The following is a 17201-nucleotide window of genomic DNA, read 5'->3' as shown; positions in this document are numbered from 1 at the left end:
CTATGGCCATCCCTAAAGTTATTTATCAGACTTTTAAAACAAAAGATATTCCTTTTATCACGCGGTTGTATATTTGGTTTTTTCGGAAGCGGAATCCGCAATACCAATATGAGTTTTATGACGATGATGAGGTCAGTCGTTTTATAAGGCGCGAATTTCCTGACCGCATATATCAAGCTTATAGTCGGTTACAGATTGGCGCTGCCAAAGCGGATTTTTTCCGGTACGCGATCTTACTCAAAAAAGGCGGGGTTTATTTGGACTTGGATAGTGATATTATTTCGCAGCTACATCTGTTTATCGAACCGGAAGATGTCGCTGTGATTACGCGCGAAAGGAACCATCAAAATTTGTTTGCACAATGGGGGTTGATTTATGCTCCTAACCATCCTTTTCTCGTGCGTACGTTGGCTTATGTTGTGGAGAATATAGAAGCCAATGCCTTTCCGCATGATGTGCATGCAATGACGGGACCGACCGTATATACGCGTGCCATTGAAGACTGCTTACGGGATGATCCTAACATTCCACATCGTGTAGTTCCTGACGACTATAAAGGTATGATGAAGTTCAAATATAAATTTGGAAAATTTTTCATTTATAAAAACCGTGCTAATCATTGGAAAAAGCGGCAGCTCCATGTACCCGTTGTCCGGCCTCCGGCCAATCATTAGCCTCTCTGTAATTGTTTATAACAATCCATCCATTTTGCTGCTAAAGCCTCGTCGTTAAACTGTTGCGCGAAAGCTATTCCTTGGTGGATCATTTCGTCTTGCATGGACGTGGAGCTAAGAACAGACTGTATAGCGTGCGCTATTTCTTCTACGTTGGTCGGATCAATAAAATATGAAAATGGCCCTGCGGCTTCTGGAAACACGCCTGAATTACTGGTAATGACTGGGGTTCCAGCGTATAATGCTTCAATAATCGGAATACCAAAACCTTCATACGTTGATGGATAAACGAAAACCGACGCTAACTTGTAGATAGCTGAGAGATCGTCCATGCTCTCCACCGTTGGGAACAGGACACGGTGTTGCATTCTTTTTTCGACAAGATATTTTCTGATTTCCTCTGCGTAGCGGGTTTGTTTTCCGACGATAACCAATGGAATGTCGAGTTGTTCGATGGCCTTGACAACCTGAAAGGCGTTTTTTCGTGGTTCAATGGACCCTACATTTAATACAAATGTGTTCGGAAGCCGGTATTTATCGCGTACGCGCTGCAGTTCGTCTGTGGATTTGAAAGTCTTAAATGAGGGGTGGCAACCTTGGTAGATCACCTCGATGTGTGTCTCCGGTATTCCAAAAAAGTGGACGATGTCTCGCTTTGTTTGTTGACTGATCGCGACGATTCTATTTGCTTCTTGCACTGCATATCGAAATTTTCGGGTATAAATGGAGCGATCGATTGCTTTGTACAATTCGGGATGGCGTAAAAAGATTAGATCGTGAATGGTTACTACCGACGCGATACCTGCTTGCCGCAATTGGAAGGGGATCTCGCCGGACAGGCCATGAAAAATTTGTACACCATCTTTTTTTAGATCGTTGACAATGGTTCGGCTACGCCAAAACGAAGGAAAAATGCGGTTTCGTAAGGTATCTGTTGGGAACCTCGCCCGAACATTGTCTGTCGGCTCGAAATCAATTTTTTTAGGTGTATATAGTAGGTAGTTGTTTTCCGGATAGTGGGTACTCAATATGCGGACAAGATCCCGGCTGTAATTACCTAAACCCGAACGATTATGAAAATAGCGTTTTGCGTCGTATCCTATGTTCATGAACAATTGAAAACCAAAATTATAAAGTAAAATTAAAAGTTTAACCCATCTACGGATGAAAAAACAATAAATCGGTTCGTTCTGCTTCCCCTCGTGGATAGCTAGCGTTAGGCGATTGCCTCCTGCATTTTACGAATCACCATCTCCGCCGTGACTAGCTCGATAGCTTCTTTGCCATTGCACATACAGGATTTGTTACCGTATATCGAACTTGGCCTATTGGCGTGCGCTACCTGTATGCAATCTGCCATGGATTGCCCGTATCCTAAAAATCCGGCATAGGGATGTGTTGCGCCCCAAATAGACAGCGTGCGTATACCGACCAAAGATGCCATATGCATGCCCGATGAATCCATACTGATCATCAAGTGGAGGTGGCTAATAAGGTCGAGTTCCTCGCGGAGTGGCAAAGAGCCAATGACGTTCCGGACGTTGGAAAATTCGTTTTCCCAAGCCTTAGCTATTTCGTATTCCTGTTTCCCTCCTCCAAATATGAAAAACGTATAACGAGAAGCGGAAAATGTCTGGAAAACGCGTTGCCAGTTTGCCAAAGGCCATACTTTGTAGGCGTGCTGTGCAAATGGTGCAATGCCGATGCGCACTGCCGAAGTCTGCAGGTCGTTTTCGAATTTTACGGGGATGGGACGGTTCTGTGCCTTTAATGCATGGCTTAATTTCAGCGGGAATCCCAGGTTACGGAAAACGTCTGCATACCGTTCCACCGTGGGACGAAGTTGCTTCAACGTTTTGCCTCGTTTTCGGGTCAAGGCCTTTTTCTGGTGTCGCGCCTTGTCAAGAATGGCGAGGCGATACCCTGCTGTTTTAAAAAAAAGGGTTAAGATTCGGGAGCGTATGTTGTTGTGCAGATCGGCCACATAATCGATATCATATCCTTTTAATTCGTTGAAAAGCCGCCACAGACCTTTAGGGCCTTTATGCTGTTCATCGGGAAAAATAGGATGTACGATAAGGTGGGGGATGTCGTCAAAGAAAGCGGCAAACTGTGGACGCGTAATCATGATCAGTTCCACGTTTTTATGTTGGGCTTGCAGCTCGCTCAATACGGAAGCCACTAGGGCCACATCACCCATAGCGGAGAAACGTGTGACCAATATTCGGGCTTTTTTCATTCGTGTACAGTGTCGTTTAAAGGCGATGAAGCAATCAAGGCAGGATCGTGCCGTGTGAGGGCAAGACCTTATTCCATGACCTTTCCATGGCGAATTTTACATCCCGAGCATGGCGCGCCCGATGAATTATGTGTCTATATTTTTGCGCATCTAAAGACAAGTCTCGCGATGTCGTCTTCGACGGGGTATGTGCAGTTGGCCCATAACTTGCAAAAACCATCTGTTTTTAGTTTTGTTGCTTATACAATACCGGATTGAGCGTTGGATCGTTATACATCTTCATTTGTTTGTACACTTTCATAAACTTCTTTCCGGCCTGTATGTCGGCCAACAGTTCGTCGATACTTTGTGACAGATCAGTCCGCTGCTCTAACAGCACGGCAAGTTTAACTTGGCAGGAAGCAATGTGTGCAGGCTCTACATCTGTACGTTTGGTCTCCTGTTCCATATGATAGATCTTCAGAGCCAGTATAGACAGTCTATCTAGGGCCCAAGCAGGGCTCTCGGTGTTGATGCGCGCATCCGAATTGGCTTTTACATCTGCAAACAGTTGCAGATAGTAGCTATCAATGTACTCTACGGTGTCAGTACGAAACTGATTGGATTCGTCGATACGGCGCTTCCAATAGAGTCCATCTTTTGGATCTATGGATGGATTACGAACCACGTCCTCCATATGCCATTGTACAGTATCAATCCAACATTTTAGATAAAGCAAATGTTCTAAGGATTCCCTGTCAAATGGATTCGCTAGGGGATGATCGATCGTGTCATACCGATGATAATCTTCGATCGCTTGTTGAAATACCGTGTTGGCAATTGCACTAATCATAAGGGCAAAGATAGGAATAAATTTAGTTTGCAAGGCTATTTGGATAGCTCGAAAATACCGCCTTTCGTCGTGTCAAAACCACATCGTGCCCGACCCGCTGGAGAAAGTCTTTCCGGTGGCGGAGCCGGCCCTTTATTTTGCTTCTATTGTATCGCCGGCCATGGCCGTTAAGCCAAGAGATCGAACAGCAGACTGGGAAATAATCCGAATAGAATGGTCAGTGCTGTTAATGCATATCCTATCAAAGACAGTATGGTTGGACCTTTGTAACTTTCGTAGACAGTGTCTGTCGCTCTGAGGAATGCATACAGCGGAATGCGGAAGTAGAAGAACAGGGAGATCACGGAAGTCAGAGCACCTACAATCAACAACAGTAAAATAGGGAGCGCATTTGTCTCTTGGTAAAGATCAAATACGGCGGAAAAGACCATTAATTTTCCGATAAACCCTATGGTCGGCGGCAGACCGATCAGGGAGACAGCCAACAATGTAAAGGCTGTGAACAGCGCGGGCATCTTTTTCCCCAACCCGGCATAGGCGCGGAGTTTGGTAGATCCGGTTTGTTGTTCCAGGTGGTCTATAAAGAGAAAAGCAGCCAGATTCATGGTCACGTATGCTATGCTATAAAAAAGCAGGTAGTTATAGGTATCTTGGTAAGCGAAGATGGCCATCACTAAGAATCCCGTATGCCCAATCGACGAATAGGCCATCATACGTTTGCTATCAGACTGCCGCAATGCGGCTAGGTTTCCAACCAGCATAGTAACGATGGCGACAACGACTAGGACGTATACGGTTAGTTCCGAAAAATAAAAATCTGTGGATGACCAAGCCTGATACAACCGGGTGAGTAGTAGTATCGCACTTACTTTGGGTACGGTGGATAGGAAGGCGGTGATCGCTGTGGGCGCTCCTTGATAGACGTCGGGGCTCCACACGTGAAAAGGGACAAAGCTCAGTTTAAAACCAATGCCCACAAAAACAAAGACGAGTGCAAGTGTGATTATCGTTTGCGGAGCAGCCATCAGCCCCTGCAGATGTTGGGGTGATTGAAAGTCCAGATTCCCGGTAAGTCCATACAGGAGTGATAGTCCGTATAGCATAACGGCCGCACATACGGATCCGAACAGGGCATATTTCATTGCGGCCTCGGACTGTGTTTTAGTCTTCGAGAAGTATCCCACCAGCACATAAGAAGCTATAGATACGGTTTCTATACCGATGAATGCCATCAGCCAGTTGGTGGTCGAAGTCAGCACATGCATGCCCAGCGTAGCAGCTAAGAGGATGCTGTATACGTCGCCATTGTTGTTTGGAAAGCGTCGCTGTATAAATAGACCCGTAACCAACGAGCCGAATACTATAAGGAGGCGTGCTTGCGTACCAAAAGCATCCACGAGCCACATGCCCGAAAATGCGGTGCCTGTTGTAGATAGTTGTTTACAGAGGTCATAAGACGCTGTGGCAAGTGTCAGTACGAAAATCGAAAACACGAGGTTTTTCCACCGGCTGCCCACAAAGAGGGCTGTCAAGATACAGATGATAAAGCCGATAACGAGCGTGAGCTCAGGTTTAAAAAGTGGTACCGAGTCAATAATCTGATCAAGTATGGTAGAAAGGTTGAAATTCACTGTCAATCGTGTATGTTCTTACAAATAAGGGGTCACTAAATCAATTAATTGGAGCACCGTCGCATTCAGAGGGTGAAAGACCAATGATGGCATGATACCCAATAGCAGTGCCAATGCCAGCGCTGGAAACAAAATTATTTGCTCCCGTGGTTGGAGATCGGTGAGCGCGTCACTCCACGCTTGTCCGCCTTGTAGTCGGGTTTGCCCGAAAAACATACGCTGCAAAGTCCACAGAAAATACGCAGCACTCAATAGGATACCAATGGAACCGCCGACTGCCATCCACCGTGGGATACCGGTGAGCATACTTTCTGCATTGAATGCACCGATGATAACAAAGGCTTCTCCTATGAATGCCGAGAAGCCGGGCAGTCCGAGCGAGGCAAAGAATGCAATAGCCACATAGGCTGTATATTTCGGCATGATGCTGGCAAGGCCACGGAAATTATAAATGTACCGATCATGAACGCGGTCATAAATGACACCAACTAGGAAGAATAAAGCAGCACTCAGAAAACCATGAGATATCATTTGAAACATAGCACCAGACAGCCCTTCCGCTGTCAGGGAGGCAATACCCAACAGTACGAAGCCCATATGCGAAACAGAGGAATAGGCAATCATGCGTTTCAGATCTTTTTGGGCGAGGGCATTTAGCGCGCCGTACAAGATGGAAACAACGCCAATGCAGGCTATCCACCAATTGGTTTGAGCAGCGATGTCGGGAAAGATACTATAGCAAACACGTATGATACCATAGCCCCCTATTTTTAACAAAATACCCGCCAAAATAATAGAAACCGGTGTGGGTGCCTCCACGTGTGCATCCGGCAGCCAGGTATGGAGCGGGACGATGGGCACCTTAATGGCGAAGGCAACAAATAAGATAATGAAACCGATCAAGCGAGCGGGTATGCCGAATACTTCGTGGTAATTTCCTACAAAACCAAAAAACGAACCGTCCAAATAGTTGCTCGGATTCATCATGTGCAACATATTAAATGTATGTGCGCCTGTTGTTGGATTGACTACCGAAAAATAAAGACCTACAATGATCAATAGCATAAATACCGAGCCTAACAAGGTGTATAGAAAGAACTTAATGGCTGCGTATTCCCGGCGTTCGCCTCCCCAGATGCCAATGAGAAAGTAAAGAGGAAGGAGCATGACTTCGTAGAAAACATAAAACAGGAAGAAGTCTAGTGCGGAGAAGATACCCATAACAGCGGTATTCAAAAGCATCAACAGGGCGAAGTATCCTTTCGGACTTTTCTTGATATGCCAAGAGGCGCCTATACCCATCAGCATGACGAATGCACTGAGTATGATAAGCGGAAGGGACACGCCGTCGATGCCCACGAGATAGTCGATTTCCAACTGCCCGATCGTGCCTAAGCTCATACGTATCCACGGCAATTGCTCTACAAATTGATATCCACTCCGTTGATTGATTCCTCCGAGGCCGGAATCAAAATGTAGATACAGGTAGATGCCCAAACAGAGTTGTAGGAAAGTGACACCTAAAGAAATGTATTTGTATATTGTCCGCAACGACGATGGCAATGCCAGAATCACGATCGTCGCAAAAACCGGTAAAAATATCAATATGGATAGTATGCCCATTTTCTATTTAATTATCAAATAAAGAATGCCTAGGACGACCATCGTAAGGGCGAATCCCAAATATGCTTGTAGCTGTCCGTTCTGGACATGTCTAAGCAGGTGTCCGATATAATATGTTGTCTTGGCGATCAGGTTGACGATGCCATCTACGATATGCTTGTCAAACCAATAAGCCAAGGCTGAAAATTGTCGAATGCACCAAGAAGACAACTTGGTTAAGCCGTCGACGACATGGCGGTCGAATGCGTAAAGCCATTGACTGAGCCGTTCCATACCTTTTACAAAAACAGTCGTGTTGAAGGTATTGATATAGCCCTGTTGGTTCGCAAATCGAACCCAAGCATTATTGTTAGAGAGCGGATATCGTTTTTTTACGTACCAGTTCCAACCGATGGCCCAGGCGATCAGCGCTCCCGCAGTCAGGAGGAAGGGAATGATCAGATGGGCTGCGTGGACAATTGGAAATGATGTTTTCACGTGAAAAGCTTGTACCATCCATGTGGTATGGTAGTCGAGTGGATGCCAACCAAAGACCGGAAAAAGACTTCCTGCAGCCAAGAACAACATAGGCCACACCATGGTGGGCGGTGCTTCATGAAGTATGTTATGCGTTTGGTCGGCAAAGTTAAAGCGGCCCAAGAAGGTCTTAAATACCAGTCGACCAATATAGAACGCTGTCAGGATACTGACCGCTATAAGGACTGACGGGACGATTAGATATAAGCCACCCAGGTGTGCGCCCCATTCGAATGCCTGTATCACAATGCTATCCTTTGATAGATAGCCGGAAGTCAGCGGGAACCCTGCTAGCGCCAATGAGGCGACCGTCATGCAAATGAAAGTCTTCGGCATGTACTTCCTTAGGCCGCCCATATTCCGTAGATCTTGTGGATCTATTTGGAGGTTGGCGTGTTTGCTGAAATGATCCATCTCGTGAATCACAGCTCCGGCACCCAGGAAAAGTAAACATTTGAAAAAGGCATGCGTAGCCAGATGAAGCATGGCTGCATCCCAAGCCCCAATTCCTACGCCTACCATCATAAAGCCCAGTTGTGAAATAGTTGAGAATGCTAATACCTTTTTGATATCGTATTGTGCCAAAGCGAAAAAAGCAGCCGTCAACGCAGTGAGGCTACCTACACAGGCAATTACCGTTAAGACGGTTTCATTGAACAACGGGAAAACCGTGCAAAGAAGAAATACTCCGGCAGCAACCATGGTGGCGGCGTGTATGAGCGAGGATACGGAAGTTGGGCCTTCCATCGCATCGGGAAGCCATACATGTAACGGAAATTGTGCAGACTTGGCCATCGCTCCTAAAAAAAACGCCAAGCCAGCCCACGTCATCCAAGGATTGTTTTCTTGAAGGAGTCGTGCATTTCCCGAAGCTCCCATCGCGTCCCATACTCCGGCGTTACCGAACAATTCGACCAGATCCAACGTACCGCAGTGCGCATAGACTAGAGCGATACCGATCAGAAAGCCGATGTCGCCTATCCGGTTTACCAAAAAAGCTTTCTTATTGGCCTCTACCGCGGAAGCCTTGGTGAACCAGAATCCTATCAGTAAATAGGATGCAAATCCCACAAGCTCCCAGAACACGTAAAGTTGCAAGAGATTAATCGATACCGTCAGTCCAAGCATCGCAAAACAAAATAAACTGAGGTACGTCCAATAGCGATGGATACCCGGGTCGCCTTTCATGTAGGCGCGGGAATAAATATGTACAGGCAAGGCAATGACGCACACAATCAGCTGCATCAGTACGGTCAAATCATTGAGGAGTATACCTATGCCGAACGATTCGTTTCCAATGGTGAACCAGGTTATCTTTTCCGCAAGTGGCGTATGCTGCCAAACGTGGACAAAAACGCCAAACAGACTAAGTGCAGTGCTGCCCGTAATAGCGATCAGTCCGAGAATGCCCGACGTTGATTTTTTACCGCGGATGGCCTGCGCCAAAAAGGCGAGAAACGGCAATGACACAACCAATATAGTGACGACAACGGGCGATATGTGAAATAAGCCGTCCACGTTAGTCTTTTAATTCGTGAATATGTTGTGGATTGATGGTCTTAAAATGTCGGTATGCATTTAGGATGATCGCTAATCCCACCGCGACCGCGGCAGCGGCTAAGACAATAGCGAAAAGCGCAAAGATTTGACCGCCATAATTTATTTTATCATAGCGGGCGAAGGCTACAAAGTTCAGAATGGCCGCGTTGATCATCAATTCAATGCCGACAAGGATCATAATGGCATTCCGTTTGGCCAATATCGCATATAAGCCAATACAGAAAATGCAGGCACTGACTAGGAGGAAATGGGTCAGCGTGATCATTGTTTTTCCTCCTTTCTAGAAAGGTGGGCAGCACCAATCAGCGCCATCATCAAAAAGATGGATATGACTTCAAAGGGGAGAATATACTGTGTCATAAATTTAAAACCAAGAGCTTCTACGTTGTTGTCGGAAGGCCGAATCAGCGTGCCATCGGCTACCGAGCGATGAATCCACTCCGGCACTTCTTTACCCCAACCAATAAACACAAATATAAGTGTGGATAGAAAGGCAAGGGCGAGCATGAATGCCTGCCAATTAGGAAGCGCGATAAAGCGTTGGGTAGTTGACTGTAAATCGGCTAGTAACTCCTTGTTGGAAAGCATAAATGCAAAAATCAATAAGATCAGGACACCACCAACATAGACTAGGATTTGCGTGATAGCGACGAAATCGGCCAGGGCAAACAGATATAGTCCTGCCATGGCAAATAAGACGATAAATAAAAGGAAGAGGGCTCGTGCTGTATTTCGGATATTCACCAACAGGAGCGCTGCGAGGATACCCATTGCCGCAAATACATAAAAGATAATTTCTTCGATCGACATTATTTTTTCTTCGCCGCCTCCTTCTCAGCTTGAAAACGGGTCCATTCTTCTTTACGTTGCGCAATTTCTTGGGGGCTCATTTCTGAGAAACCATAGATCAAATCCGTCAACTTCTGTGTGCTGCGGTCATAATTGTTGGTCATCGTAATACACTCCGTTGGGCACACGACGGTACAGAGCCCGCAATACATACATTTGGCCATATCGATATCGAACTTTGCCGGATATAACCGCTTGACACTTCCATCCGAAGTTTTCCCTATGGCTTCGGGAGATTTGATTGCCTGTATATCGATGCAATCTACCGGACATGCTTTGGCACAGAGGTCACAGACAATACAATCGTCAATTTCAACCTCCAATTGGTAGCGAGCTACCTCTGGTATGGGCATCTTTTCTTTTGGATACTGCACGGTGGCAACCCCCTCTTGCTGCTGGAAATAGTTTTCCTGCCGAATGTCGAGGGTTCCCCTCGACCGGCGAGCGGCAAAGAGGTGTTTGACCGTGAGAAGCATACCCTTCACGGCTGTTAAAAATCCCTGTATGGTGGTCTTAAGTACCAAATCTACAACATTACAAATATTCTCCAGATACCCGATATCGCCATACATATAAAGGCGGCGGGAATTAATATCTTCCAACATAGTGTCATAAGCTGGTCTGCCCGGAATCGGGGCAATGTCCAGCGAATCCACATTTGGATGCCAACGATGGTCAATGATTTAATCAACGTCCAGAAGAGGCCCCACCACAGCCCGGTCGTCCAATCAGCAAGCCGTAAACTGCCAATATTCGGTAATGGGGTGTTCCAGCCCCCTAAAAAGATCACGACGCCCAAAATGGAAACCAAAAACATCATTGCGTATTCTGCCAAAAAAAGAAATGCAAATTTTATCCCACCATATTCCGTGTGAAAACCGCCGATCAGTTCGGATTCAGCCTCTGGAATGTCGAACGGGGCGCGATTACATTCAGCCAAAGAGGCGATAAAAAAGATTATGTAAACAATCAGCAAATGCGGAGCCTGCAGGATATGCCAGGCAAATATACCGCCGATGTCGGTCACATCCCAAAAGCCCATGAAATAGATTTGTTCGGGCGATGCGATCCCTTGGAGATAGGCGATATCATTTAAGTTGAGCGTCTGCGTGATCATGACGGCGGCGATCAGCGATAATCCGACCGGTATTTCGTAGGATACCATCTGGGCAATAGCACGTACGGCTCCCAGTAATGAATACTTGTTATTAGACCCCCATCCTGCCATTAAAATACCGATGGCATCAATGGAAACTACAGCCATTATAAAAAATAGACCGGTGTTCGTATTGGCCGGGATAAAATCAGGCGCCCAAGGTATTACGCTGAATCCGATAAAAACAGCCGTAAAGATGACAATAGGGGCAAGGGCAAATAGAACTTTATCGGCGGCAGAGGGGGTGATAAATTCTTTTTGAAGCAATTTCAGAATATCAGCGATGGTCTGTATGAGTCCATATTTGCCAGTTTCCATGGGGCCTAGACGATCCTGAACGAATCCTGCAATTTTGCGTTCGGCGTAGACAGCAAACAGCGTGAAACCTGCAATAAACGTAAATATTGCAACAGGTACGACAATATGGATAATCAGGTTGGTCAAAACGACTTTTTAGAATAATTCTTAATTGGATGCAAACATACGGAAAACGTTGCAAAACCTAACAAAAATAGATAAAATATACCAAAATGGTAGAGAATGTGGAGAGCAGATGACAAATCTTTTTTTGTGAAGCGTTTTTCCTTGTTTGGGATGGTGATCCACACATGAAAAAAGAAAAATATACTGCTGTTTAACAGGTTCATGGAGCTATTTTTTGTTTGGCCAATTTTTATTTTGTAGCACGATGAACAAACCTTTCGTTTGCTTATTTGTATTGTACTTAACAAAATAAAAAAACATGAAAAAAGTAAACTTTAGCTACCTCATCGTCTTCGTTGTGCTTTTCACTAGTTGCGCAGTCCGCAAGCCGTCCACGGGGGATGGCAGCGCAACAGTCTTATTGAACAAGAAATGGCAGTTGGTTGAGCTGAATGGGAAGGTTGTACCGGCGACGGTAAACGGAAAGATGCCGTTCCTGGAGTTTTTAGCGGAAGAAGGCCGATACGGTGCAAGTGGTGGGTGCAACGGTATAGGTGGAGAATATACACTGGTAAAGAAAAATGGTATAAAATTCAAACGAGGCATGTCTACGATGATGGCTTGCGAGGATATGAGTATAGAACATGGACTGGGACAATTGTTTGAGCAGGCGGATACGTATCAGGTAGAAGGAAACCAGTTGACACTTTCGAAAGGTAAAGGGGAAGCCTTGGCCAAATTTAACCTCGTAGAGGATGGTGCTGGAAAGTTAAGCGGAACGTGGGAGGTGGACTATATCCTGGAGCCGGGCACGACTTTCGAGACTTTATACCCCGAAAGGAAACCCACTATAACATTCGATAGTGCAACAAATAGGGTTACAGGAAATAGCAGCTGCAATAACTTTTCCAGTTCGATCTCTGTGAAGGGCCACCAGATTAAGTTTGGGCCTGCTGCAGCTACAAAAATGGCTTGTCCTGGAAATGGGGAGCAGGTATTTTTCAAGAATCTGGAACGTGTCACGTCGTTTGATATGCAGGAAAATACACTGACTATGATTGCGGACGATATCGTGGTGATGCGCTGGAGTAAAAAGTAATGTCCGACGGAAAAGACGGTTTCCAAACTGCCGTTGAGTGGCGAAGAGCCCTATAACCAAAAAAGCTCGAACAGACACTGTTCGAGCTTTTTTGGTTATAGGGCTAACGCGTTCGGTATTACCGGTTGTTTATATCGATATAATCGCGCTTGGTAGCACCGGTATATACCTGACGTGGACGTCCGATAGGCTCTTTGTTGTCCCGCATTTCTTTCCACTGTGCAATCCATCCTGGAAGGCGGCCAAGTGCAAAGAGTACCGTAAACATATCGGATTGAAAACCGAGTGCACGATAAATAATACCGGAGTAAAAGTCTACGTTAGGATATAGTTTTCTGTCAATAAAGTATTGGTCGTTTAGTGCGGCTTCTTCTAATCTTTTCGCAATCTCCAATACTGGATCATTTACGCCTAATTTTTCTAGGATATCGTCACACGCTTTCTTAATGATTTTTGCGCGTGGATCGAAGTTTTTATACACGCGGTGTCCAAATCCCATTAGACGGAATGGATCATTTTTGTCTTTGGCTTTTGCCAAGTATTTCTCTGCGTCGCCACCATCGTTTTTAATCGCTTCCAACATTTCGATTACGGCCTGATTTGCACCGCCGTGCAACGGACCCCAAAGTGCGTTAATACCAGCAGAAATAGAAGCGTATAGATTGGCATTAGAGGAGCCGACGATCCGAACGGTCGATGTAGAACAGTTTTGTTCATGGTCTGCGTGCAAGATCAGCAACTTATGCATCGCACTGACGACCACCGGGTCGAATGTTGTTTCTCCTGTCACTTCCCCAAAAATCATGGTTAGGAAGTTTTCGATATAACCCAAGTTGTTCTTTGGATAAACGACAGGGTGTCCTAATGATTTTTTTTGAATCCATGAAACGATTGTTGGCATTTTTGCCAACAGATTGATGATGGTTTTATTTTCTTCTTCGTCTGTTGGATTTGGGTTCAGCGACTCTGGATAGAAAGCAGATAGGGCACCAACCAAACAGGAAAGCTGGCCCATGGGGTGGGACTTAGATGGGAATCCTGCGAAGAAGTTTTTCATATCTTCGTGGATCATCATTTGCTTTCTGATATCAGCGCGGAATTTTTCCAATACATCCTTGCTTGGCAATTCCCCATAAATTAAAAGGTAAGCGACCTCGAGAAACGTTGATTTCTCTGCAAGCTGTTCAATAGGATATCCCCGGTATTGTAAGACACCTTGCTCGCCATCTAAATAGGTGACGGCACTTTTGGTGGCGCCTGTATTTTTAAAACCTGGGTCTAATGTGATATATCCCGATTGATCTCTAAGCTTCGAAATATCAATTGCTTTTTCGTTTTCAGTACCAATAACAACTGGAAGCTCGTAGGATGCACCGTCTAAATTTATTGTTGCTTTATCCGACATATTTAATAATCTAGTTTCTACAAATGTATAAAAATCAGTGATAATATCTAATATGACTCGTCATTAAAATGACACAAGTGCGTCATTTAAGACTTTTTTATTCGGATACTGTCCTTTTTTGTGGCCGATTGGTTGGGGTTGCTAAATGGCTCATTTTCCAACATTCCTGTTTTAAGCCGAACAAATCTCCGCCACCCAGGACCTTTCGTTACAAAAGACATCGATCAGAGCGGACGAATAACCTGTTTCGTGGACAAAAAGAAAAATAATTTGCGTAATTACGATAATTTCGTAATATTGTGATACATTAGTATTTGAATATGGAAAAGTTAACAGTGCAAGAGGAAGAAGCCATGTTGTCAATCTGGCAATTAAACGGCGGTTTTGTGAAGGAGATCTTAGATAATCTAAAGGGAGAGAAGCCACCCTATACGACATTGGCCTCCACGATCCGAAATCTGGAAAGAAAGCGTTATGTGAAGGCTGTTAAGTATGCCAACGCGAAACGCTATGAGCCGGTGATTTCAGAAGAAGAATACAAGGGAAGGTTTATGAATAATTTCGTGGGCGATTATTTTAGAAACTCCTATAAAGAGATGGTGTCTTTTTTTGTTAAGGAAGAAAAGTTATCGCCGGAGGAACTCGAAGAAATTATGGATATGATCAAGCGTAATAAATCGTAAGCTTATGCATTCGCTGCTCGCCTATATTGTACAAGTCAATATTTTACTCGCCATCGTGTATGTCGGATATACGGCGTTGTTGAAGAGCCTCACATTCTATCCATTGAATAGGATATACTTTGTTGCGGGAGGTGTTTTTTCGTTGTCTTACCCGTTCTTGGATATTAAAGCTTTGTTTCAACAACACTTGGAACCTGTAGGTGAATTGATTGATTTTCTGCCGGCTTTCCATGCGTCCAAAGAAGATCTTTCGGTGTATACCGTAGAAAACCTGATCTATATGTGTGTGGCCGCGGGTGTGTTGTTTTTTGCAGTTAAGTTACTGATACAACTCATCAGCTTATTGCGCATACATGTTCGCTCGGTGGATGCGACCTGGAAATCTTACTGGTATCGGAATGTCCTTTTTCCGATTGTTCCCTTCTCCTTTCTAAATACGATATACCTGAATAAAGAACAACATCAGGAGCAGGAGCTTTATGATATTTTTGAACATGAAAATATCCATGTGAAAGGCCTTCATACGATCGATATTTTGTTGTTCGAAATAGTATGGATAGGTTGTTGGTATAACCCCTTCGTATGGCTCATGCGCAGAGCTGTGCGTCAAAATTTGGAATTCTTGACTGATCAACAAGTTCTAAACAAGGGTGTGGATCGGCAGGCCTATCAGTATTCTTTGCTGCGTGTATCCCGAGAGGGTGCTGCAGTAGGGATTAGTAATCAATTTAATTTTAAACTGTTAAAAAAGCGTATAATGATGATGAACAAACGAAGATCATCCACGCTCGAGCTGAGCAAATATGCCTGCTTGCTACCGATCATTATTTTTGCGGCAGGTGCATTTACCATTAGTAAAGCCGACGGCCATATTGTGGAAGTTGTGCAAACAGCGAGGCAAACCGACTTACACGGTGTTTTGACGCCAGATTCTATGAGAGCGGTAAACGGGAATGGGGAAGCTGGTCAGGTCTTAAAAGAAGCGTTGGGTTCGGACACAATCCCACTGAAGATAGCCTATACAGGCGGTATCGAAGATAGCGGTAGCGATACCGTTGCTGAAAAGCGCGGACGGATTTCGGTGAAGCATGCCGTAGAAGGGATGGCAAAGGTATCGGTATCTAACAAGAATGGTCTCACTTTTCGCGGCGGTGGATTGCAGGGCCCAAATTCACCGCTCGTGATCGTAGACGATAAAATTCAGGTTGCCGAAGATTTGGACGCCATGGATCCTCATGCTATTGAACGTATAGAGGTATTTAAGGATATTTCAGCAGTCGCGCAATATGGTGAGCGCGGACGAAATGGCGTTATTAAGGTGACGACAAAAGAATATGCTAAGGCATTGTCTGGAAAAGTACAGGGTGTACGCATTTTGTCGGATACGAGCCGACGGCAACCGGTCGCTGTCCGTGGCTATACATCCACGCGTGGCAGCGGCTTTGTTGTGCAGGCGGATACGAGCCATGTAAAAACGGTGAAGGTGCGTGGTGTGAAGGATGATAATCTGCAGCCATTGATTGTTGTGGATGGCGTGCCGCAGGCTAAAGGGTATGGTATAAAGACAGGCGTTGCACCGGATAAAATAGAGTCTGTTACGGTGTTAAAAAATGACGATGCCAAAAGTATATATGGCGAGAAGGCTGCACATGGCGTCGTGCTGATCGCAACGAAAGCGAATGGGAGCTCGGTGTCTAAGGGCAAGAACACCTATACGGACAATGACGTATTTTTTGTGGATGGAAATGCGGTATCTAAAAATGAGTTTAAAGCGGTTCCGGAGAAAGATATTTTGACAATAGAAACAAAAGGGGAACGAAATAAACAGGGACGTCGTGTTGAAATAAAAACAAAGTAGAACATAAGCCAAGTAAGGAGGAGGGAAAGAAGTTTCCTCCTCCTTACTTGGTATTTAAATTGGTCATCGTTAATTCAATGCCGATATTGACGAAGCTCTGAATCATCTTTACGGCGTGATCAATAAGTGCAGGGAGGTCTTTTTGCTCATCCGCATCGAACGGACCGAGTACATAATCGACTTGTCTGCCTTTTGGGTAGTTATCACCGATACCAAAACGTAGTCGAGCATAATTTTGACCGCCGCATGTCGCTTCGATAGAGCGTAGGCCATTGTGTCCGGCTGCGGATCCTTTCGGCTTGATGCGTAGTGAGCCGAAGGGTATAGCTAAATCATCGACAATCACCAGTACATTTTGTAGAGGAACCTTGAGCTGTTGCATCCAATAGTTCATGGCTTTTCCACTCAAATTCATGAACGTAGTGGGCTTAATCATGTATACGTTTCTACCGCGTTGCTTGAATTCCGTATAATAGGCAAGCTTCAGTAGCGACCAGGTGGCGCCGGCTTGTTTTGCCGTTTCGTCTACGACCATAAAACCAATGTTATGGCGTGTGTCTTCGTATTCTTTACCAATATTACCTAATCCAACAATTAAATAGTTCATGTCTGCAAAAATAAGGATTTGAATTGAGATGTAGGGGTGGAGATCG

General features: G+C 45.0%; 16 protein-coding genes. 4 read left to right on the top strand and 12 right to left on the bottom strand.

Features of this window, described 5'->3' with window-relative positions; genetic code table 11:
• Window positions 1-2: 2 nt before the first annotated feature.
• Complete coding sequence (locus ACFSR5_RS14375; protein WP_380904995.1) at window positions 3-674, top strand: glycosyltransferase family 32 protein; 672 nt, start codon at window positions 3-5, stop codon at window positions 672-674.
• On the opposite strand, the gene ACFSR5_RS14370 is transcribed toward ACFSR5_RS14375, so the two are convergent.
• The 10 genes from ACFSR5_RS14370 to nuoH form a co-directional block, all read right to left on the bottom strand.
• Window positions 671-1783, bottom strand: a complete 1113-nt coding sequence (locus ACFSR5_RS14370; RefSeq protein WP_380904993.1) for a glycosyltransferase family 4 protein — start codon at window positions 1781-1783, stop codon at window positions 671-673. The two genes, ACFSR5_RS14375 and ACFSR5_RS14370, sit on opposite strands and share 4 nt — an antisense overlap.
• A 107-nt stretch (window positions 1784-1890) precedes the next feature.
• Window positions 1891-2913 carry a glycosyltransferase family 9 protein gene (locus ACFSR5_RS14365; RefSeq protein ID WP_380904991.1) on the bottom strand — a complete coding sequence of 341 codons (1023 nt, stop codon included), beginning with the start codon at window positions 2911-2913 and terminating at the stop codon, window positions 1891-1893.
• Between the two features lie 226 nt (window positions 2914-3139).
• Window positions 3140-3745: a DUF4254 domain-containing protein gene (locus ACFSR5_RS14360; RefSeq protein WP_380904989.1), complete on the bottom strand. Its 606-nt coding sequence runs from the start codon at window positions 3743-3745 to the stop codon at window positions 3140-3142.
• A gap of 167 nt (window positions 3746-3912) precedes the next feature.
• Window positions 3913-5376 carry an NADH-quinone oxidoreductase subunit N gene (locus ACFSR5_RS14355; protein WP_380904987.1) on the bottom strand — a complete coding sequence of 488 codons (1464 nt, stop codon included), beginning with the start codon at window positions 5374-5376 and terminating at the stop codon, window positions 3913-3915.
• A gap of 18 nt (window positions 5377-5394) precedes the next feature.
• On the bottom strand, window positions 5395-6999 hold the full coding sequence (locus ACFSR5_RS14350; protein WP_380904985.1) for a complex I subunit 4 family protein: 1605 nt from the start codon (window positions 6997-6999) through the stop codon (window positions 5395-5397).
• Between the two features lie 3 nt (window positions 7000-7002).
• Window positions 7003-9033, bottom strand: coding sequence for an NADH-quinone oxidoreductase subunit L (gene nuoL / locus ACFSR5_RS14345; protein ID WP_380904983.1), 2031 nt, complete (start codon window positions 9031-9033; stop codon window positions 7003-7005).
• A gap of 1 nt (window position 9034) precedes the next feature.
• Window positions 9035-9340, bottom strand: a complete 306-nt coding sequence (gene nuoK, locus ACFSR5_RS14340; RefSeq protein WP_380904981.1) for an NADH-quinone oxidoreductase subunit NuoK — start codon at window positions 9338-9340, stop codon at window positions 9035-9037.
• Window positions 9337-9885, bottom strand: a complete 549-nt coding sequence (locus ACFSR5_RS14335; RefSeq protein WP_380904979.1) for an NADH-quinone oxidoreductase subunit J family protein — start codon at window positions 9883-9885, stop codon at window positions 9337-9339. The genes nuoK and ACFSR5_RS14335 overlap by 4 nt, the downstream gene beginning before the upstream one ends.
• A complete protein-coding gene (locus ACFSR5_RS14330) occupies window positions 9885-10496 on the bottom strand; it encodes a NuoI/complex I 23 kDa subunit family protein (protein ID WP_380904977.1) in 612 nt (203 codons plus the stop codon). Before ACFSR5_RS14330 ends, ACFSR5_RS14335 begins: the two co-directional genes overlap by 1 nt.
• Window positions 10451-11524: an NADH-quinone oxidoreductase subunit NuoH gene (nuoH, locus tag ACFSR5_RS14325; RefSeq protein WP_380904975.1), complete on the bottom strand. Its 1074-nt coding sequence runs from the start codon at window positions 11522-11524 to the stop codon at window positions 10451-10453. The genes ACFSR5_RS14330 and nuoH overlap by 46 nt, the downstream gene beginning before the upstream one ends.
• Window positions 11525-11822: 298 nt before the next feature.
• On the opposite strand from nuoH, the gene ACFSR5_RS14320 reads away from it, so the two are divergent.
• Window positions 11823-12602 carry an META domain-containing protein gene (locus tag ACFSR5_RS14320; protein ID WP_380904973.1) on the top strand — a complete coding sequence of 260 codons (780 nt, stop codon included), beginning with the start codon at window positions 11823-11825 and terminating at the stop codon, window positions 12600-12602.
• A gap of 118 nt (window positions 12603-12720) precedes the next feature.
• Here ACFSR5_RS14320 and ACFSR5_RS14315 read toward each other — a convergent pair whose 3' ends face one another.
• Window positions 12721-14007: a citrate synthase gene (locus tag ACFSR5_RS14315; protein WP_380904971.1), complete on the bottom strand. Its 1287-nt coding sequence runs from the start codon at window positions 14005-14007 to the stop codon at window positions 12721-12723.
• 320 nt (window positions 14008-14327) lie between these two features.
• Between ACFSR5_RS14315 and ACFSR5_RS14310 the strand changes: the two genes are divergently transcribed.
• Complete coding sequence (locus ACFSR5_RS14310; protein WP_380904969.1) at window positions 14328-14690, top strand: BlaI/MecI/CopY family transcriptional regulator; 363 nt, start codon at window positions 14328-14330, stop codon at window positions 14688-14690.
• Between the two features lie 4 nt (window positions 14691-14694).
• Window positions 14695-16548, top strand: coding sequence for a M56 family metallopeptidase (locus ACFSR5_RS14305; protein ID WP_380904967.1), 1854 nt, complete (start codon window positions 14695-14697; stop codon window positions 16546-16548).
• Between the two features lie 43 nt (window positions 16549-16591).
• On the opposite strand, the gene pth is transcribed toward ACFSR5_RS14305, so the two are convergent.
• On the bottom strand, window positions 16592-17155 hold the full coding sequence (pth, locus tag ACFSR5_RS14300; protein WP_380904965.1) for an aminoacyl-tRNA hydrolase: 564 nt from the start codon (window positions 17153-17155) through the stop codon (window positions 16592-16594).
• Window positions 17156-17201 lie beyond the last annotated feature (46 nt).

The sequence above is a fragment of the Sphingobacterium suaedae genome, assembly GCF_042684625.1.
GTDB classification, from domain to species: Bacteria; Bacteroidota; Bacteroidia; order Sphingobacteriales; family Sphingobacteriaceae; genus Sphingobacterium; species Sphingobacterium suaedae.
Note: the sequence above shows the minus strand (reverse complement) of the source record. Positions and strands in the feature narration are given on the sequence as shown.

What these genes read in the sequence shown, in the direction of transcription:
- ACFSR5_RS14375 (WP_380904995.1), top strand. Translation starts at nt 3, where the DNA reads ATGGCCATCCCTAAAGTTATTTATCAGACTTTTAAAACAAAAGATATT.
- ACFSR5_RS14370 (WP_380904993.1), bottom strand. Translation starts at nt 1,783, where the DNA reads ATGAACATAGGATACGACGCAAAACGCTATTTTCATAATCGTTCGGGT.
- ACFSR5_RS14365 (WP_380904991.1), bottom strand. Translation starts at nt 2,913, where the DNA reads ATGAAAAAAGCCCGAATATTGGTCACACGTTTCTCCGCTATGGGTGAT.
- ACFSR5_RS14360 (WP_380904989.1), bottom strand. Translation starts at nt 3,745, where the DNA reads ATGATTAGTGCAATTGCCAACACGGTATTTCAACAAGCGATCGAAGAT.
- ACFSR5_RS14350 (WP_380904985.1), bottom strand. Translation starts at nt 6,999, where the DNA reads ATGGGCATACTATCCATATTGATATTTTTACCGGTTTTTGCGACGATC.
- nuoK (WP_380904981.1), bottom strand. Translation starts at nt 9,340, where the DNA reads ATGATCACGCTGACCCATTTCCTCCTAGTCAGTGCCTGCATTTTCTGT.
- ACFSR5_RS14335 (WP_380904979.1), bottom strand. Translation starts at nt 9,885, where the DNA reads ATGTCGATCGAAGAAATTATCTTTTATGTATTTGCGGCAATGGGTATC.
- ACFSR5_RS14330 (WP_380904977.1), bottom strand. Translation starts at nt 10,496, where the DNA reads ATGTATGGCGATATCGGGTATCTGGAGAATATTTGTAATGTTGTAGAT.
- ACFSR5_RS14320 (WP_380904973.1), top strand. Translation starts at nt 11,823, where the DNA reads ATGAAAAAAGTAAACTTTAGCTACCTCATCGTCTTCGTTGTGCTTTTC.
- ACFSR5_RS14315 (WP_380904971.1), bottom strand. Translation starts at nt 14,007, where the DNA reads ATGTCGGATAAAGCAACAATAAATTTAGACGGTGCATCCTACGAGCTT.
- ACFSR5_RS14310 (WP_380904969.1), top strand. Translation starts at nt 14,328, where the DNA reads ATGGAAAAGTTAACAGTGCAAGAGGAAGAAGCCATGTTGTCAATCTGG.
- ACFSR5_RS14305 (WP_380904967.1), top strand. Translation starts at nt 14,695, where the DNA reads ATGCATTCGCTGCTCGCCTATATTGTACAAGTCAATATTTTACTCGCC.
- pth (WP_380904965.1), bottom strand. Translation starts at nt 17,155, where the DNA reads ATGAACTATTTAATTGTTGGATTAGGTAATATTGGTAAAGAATACGAA.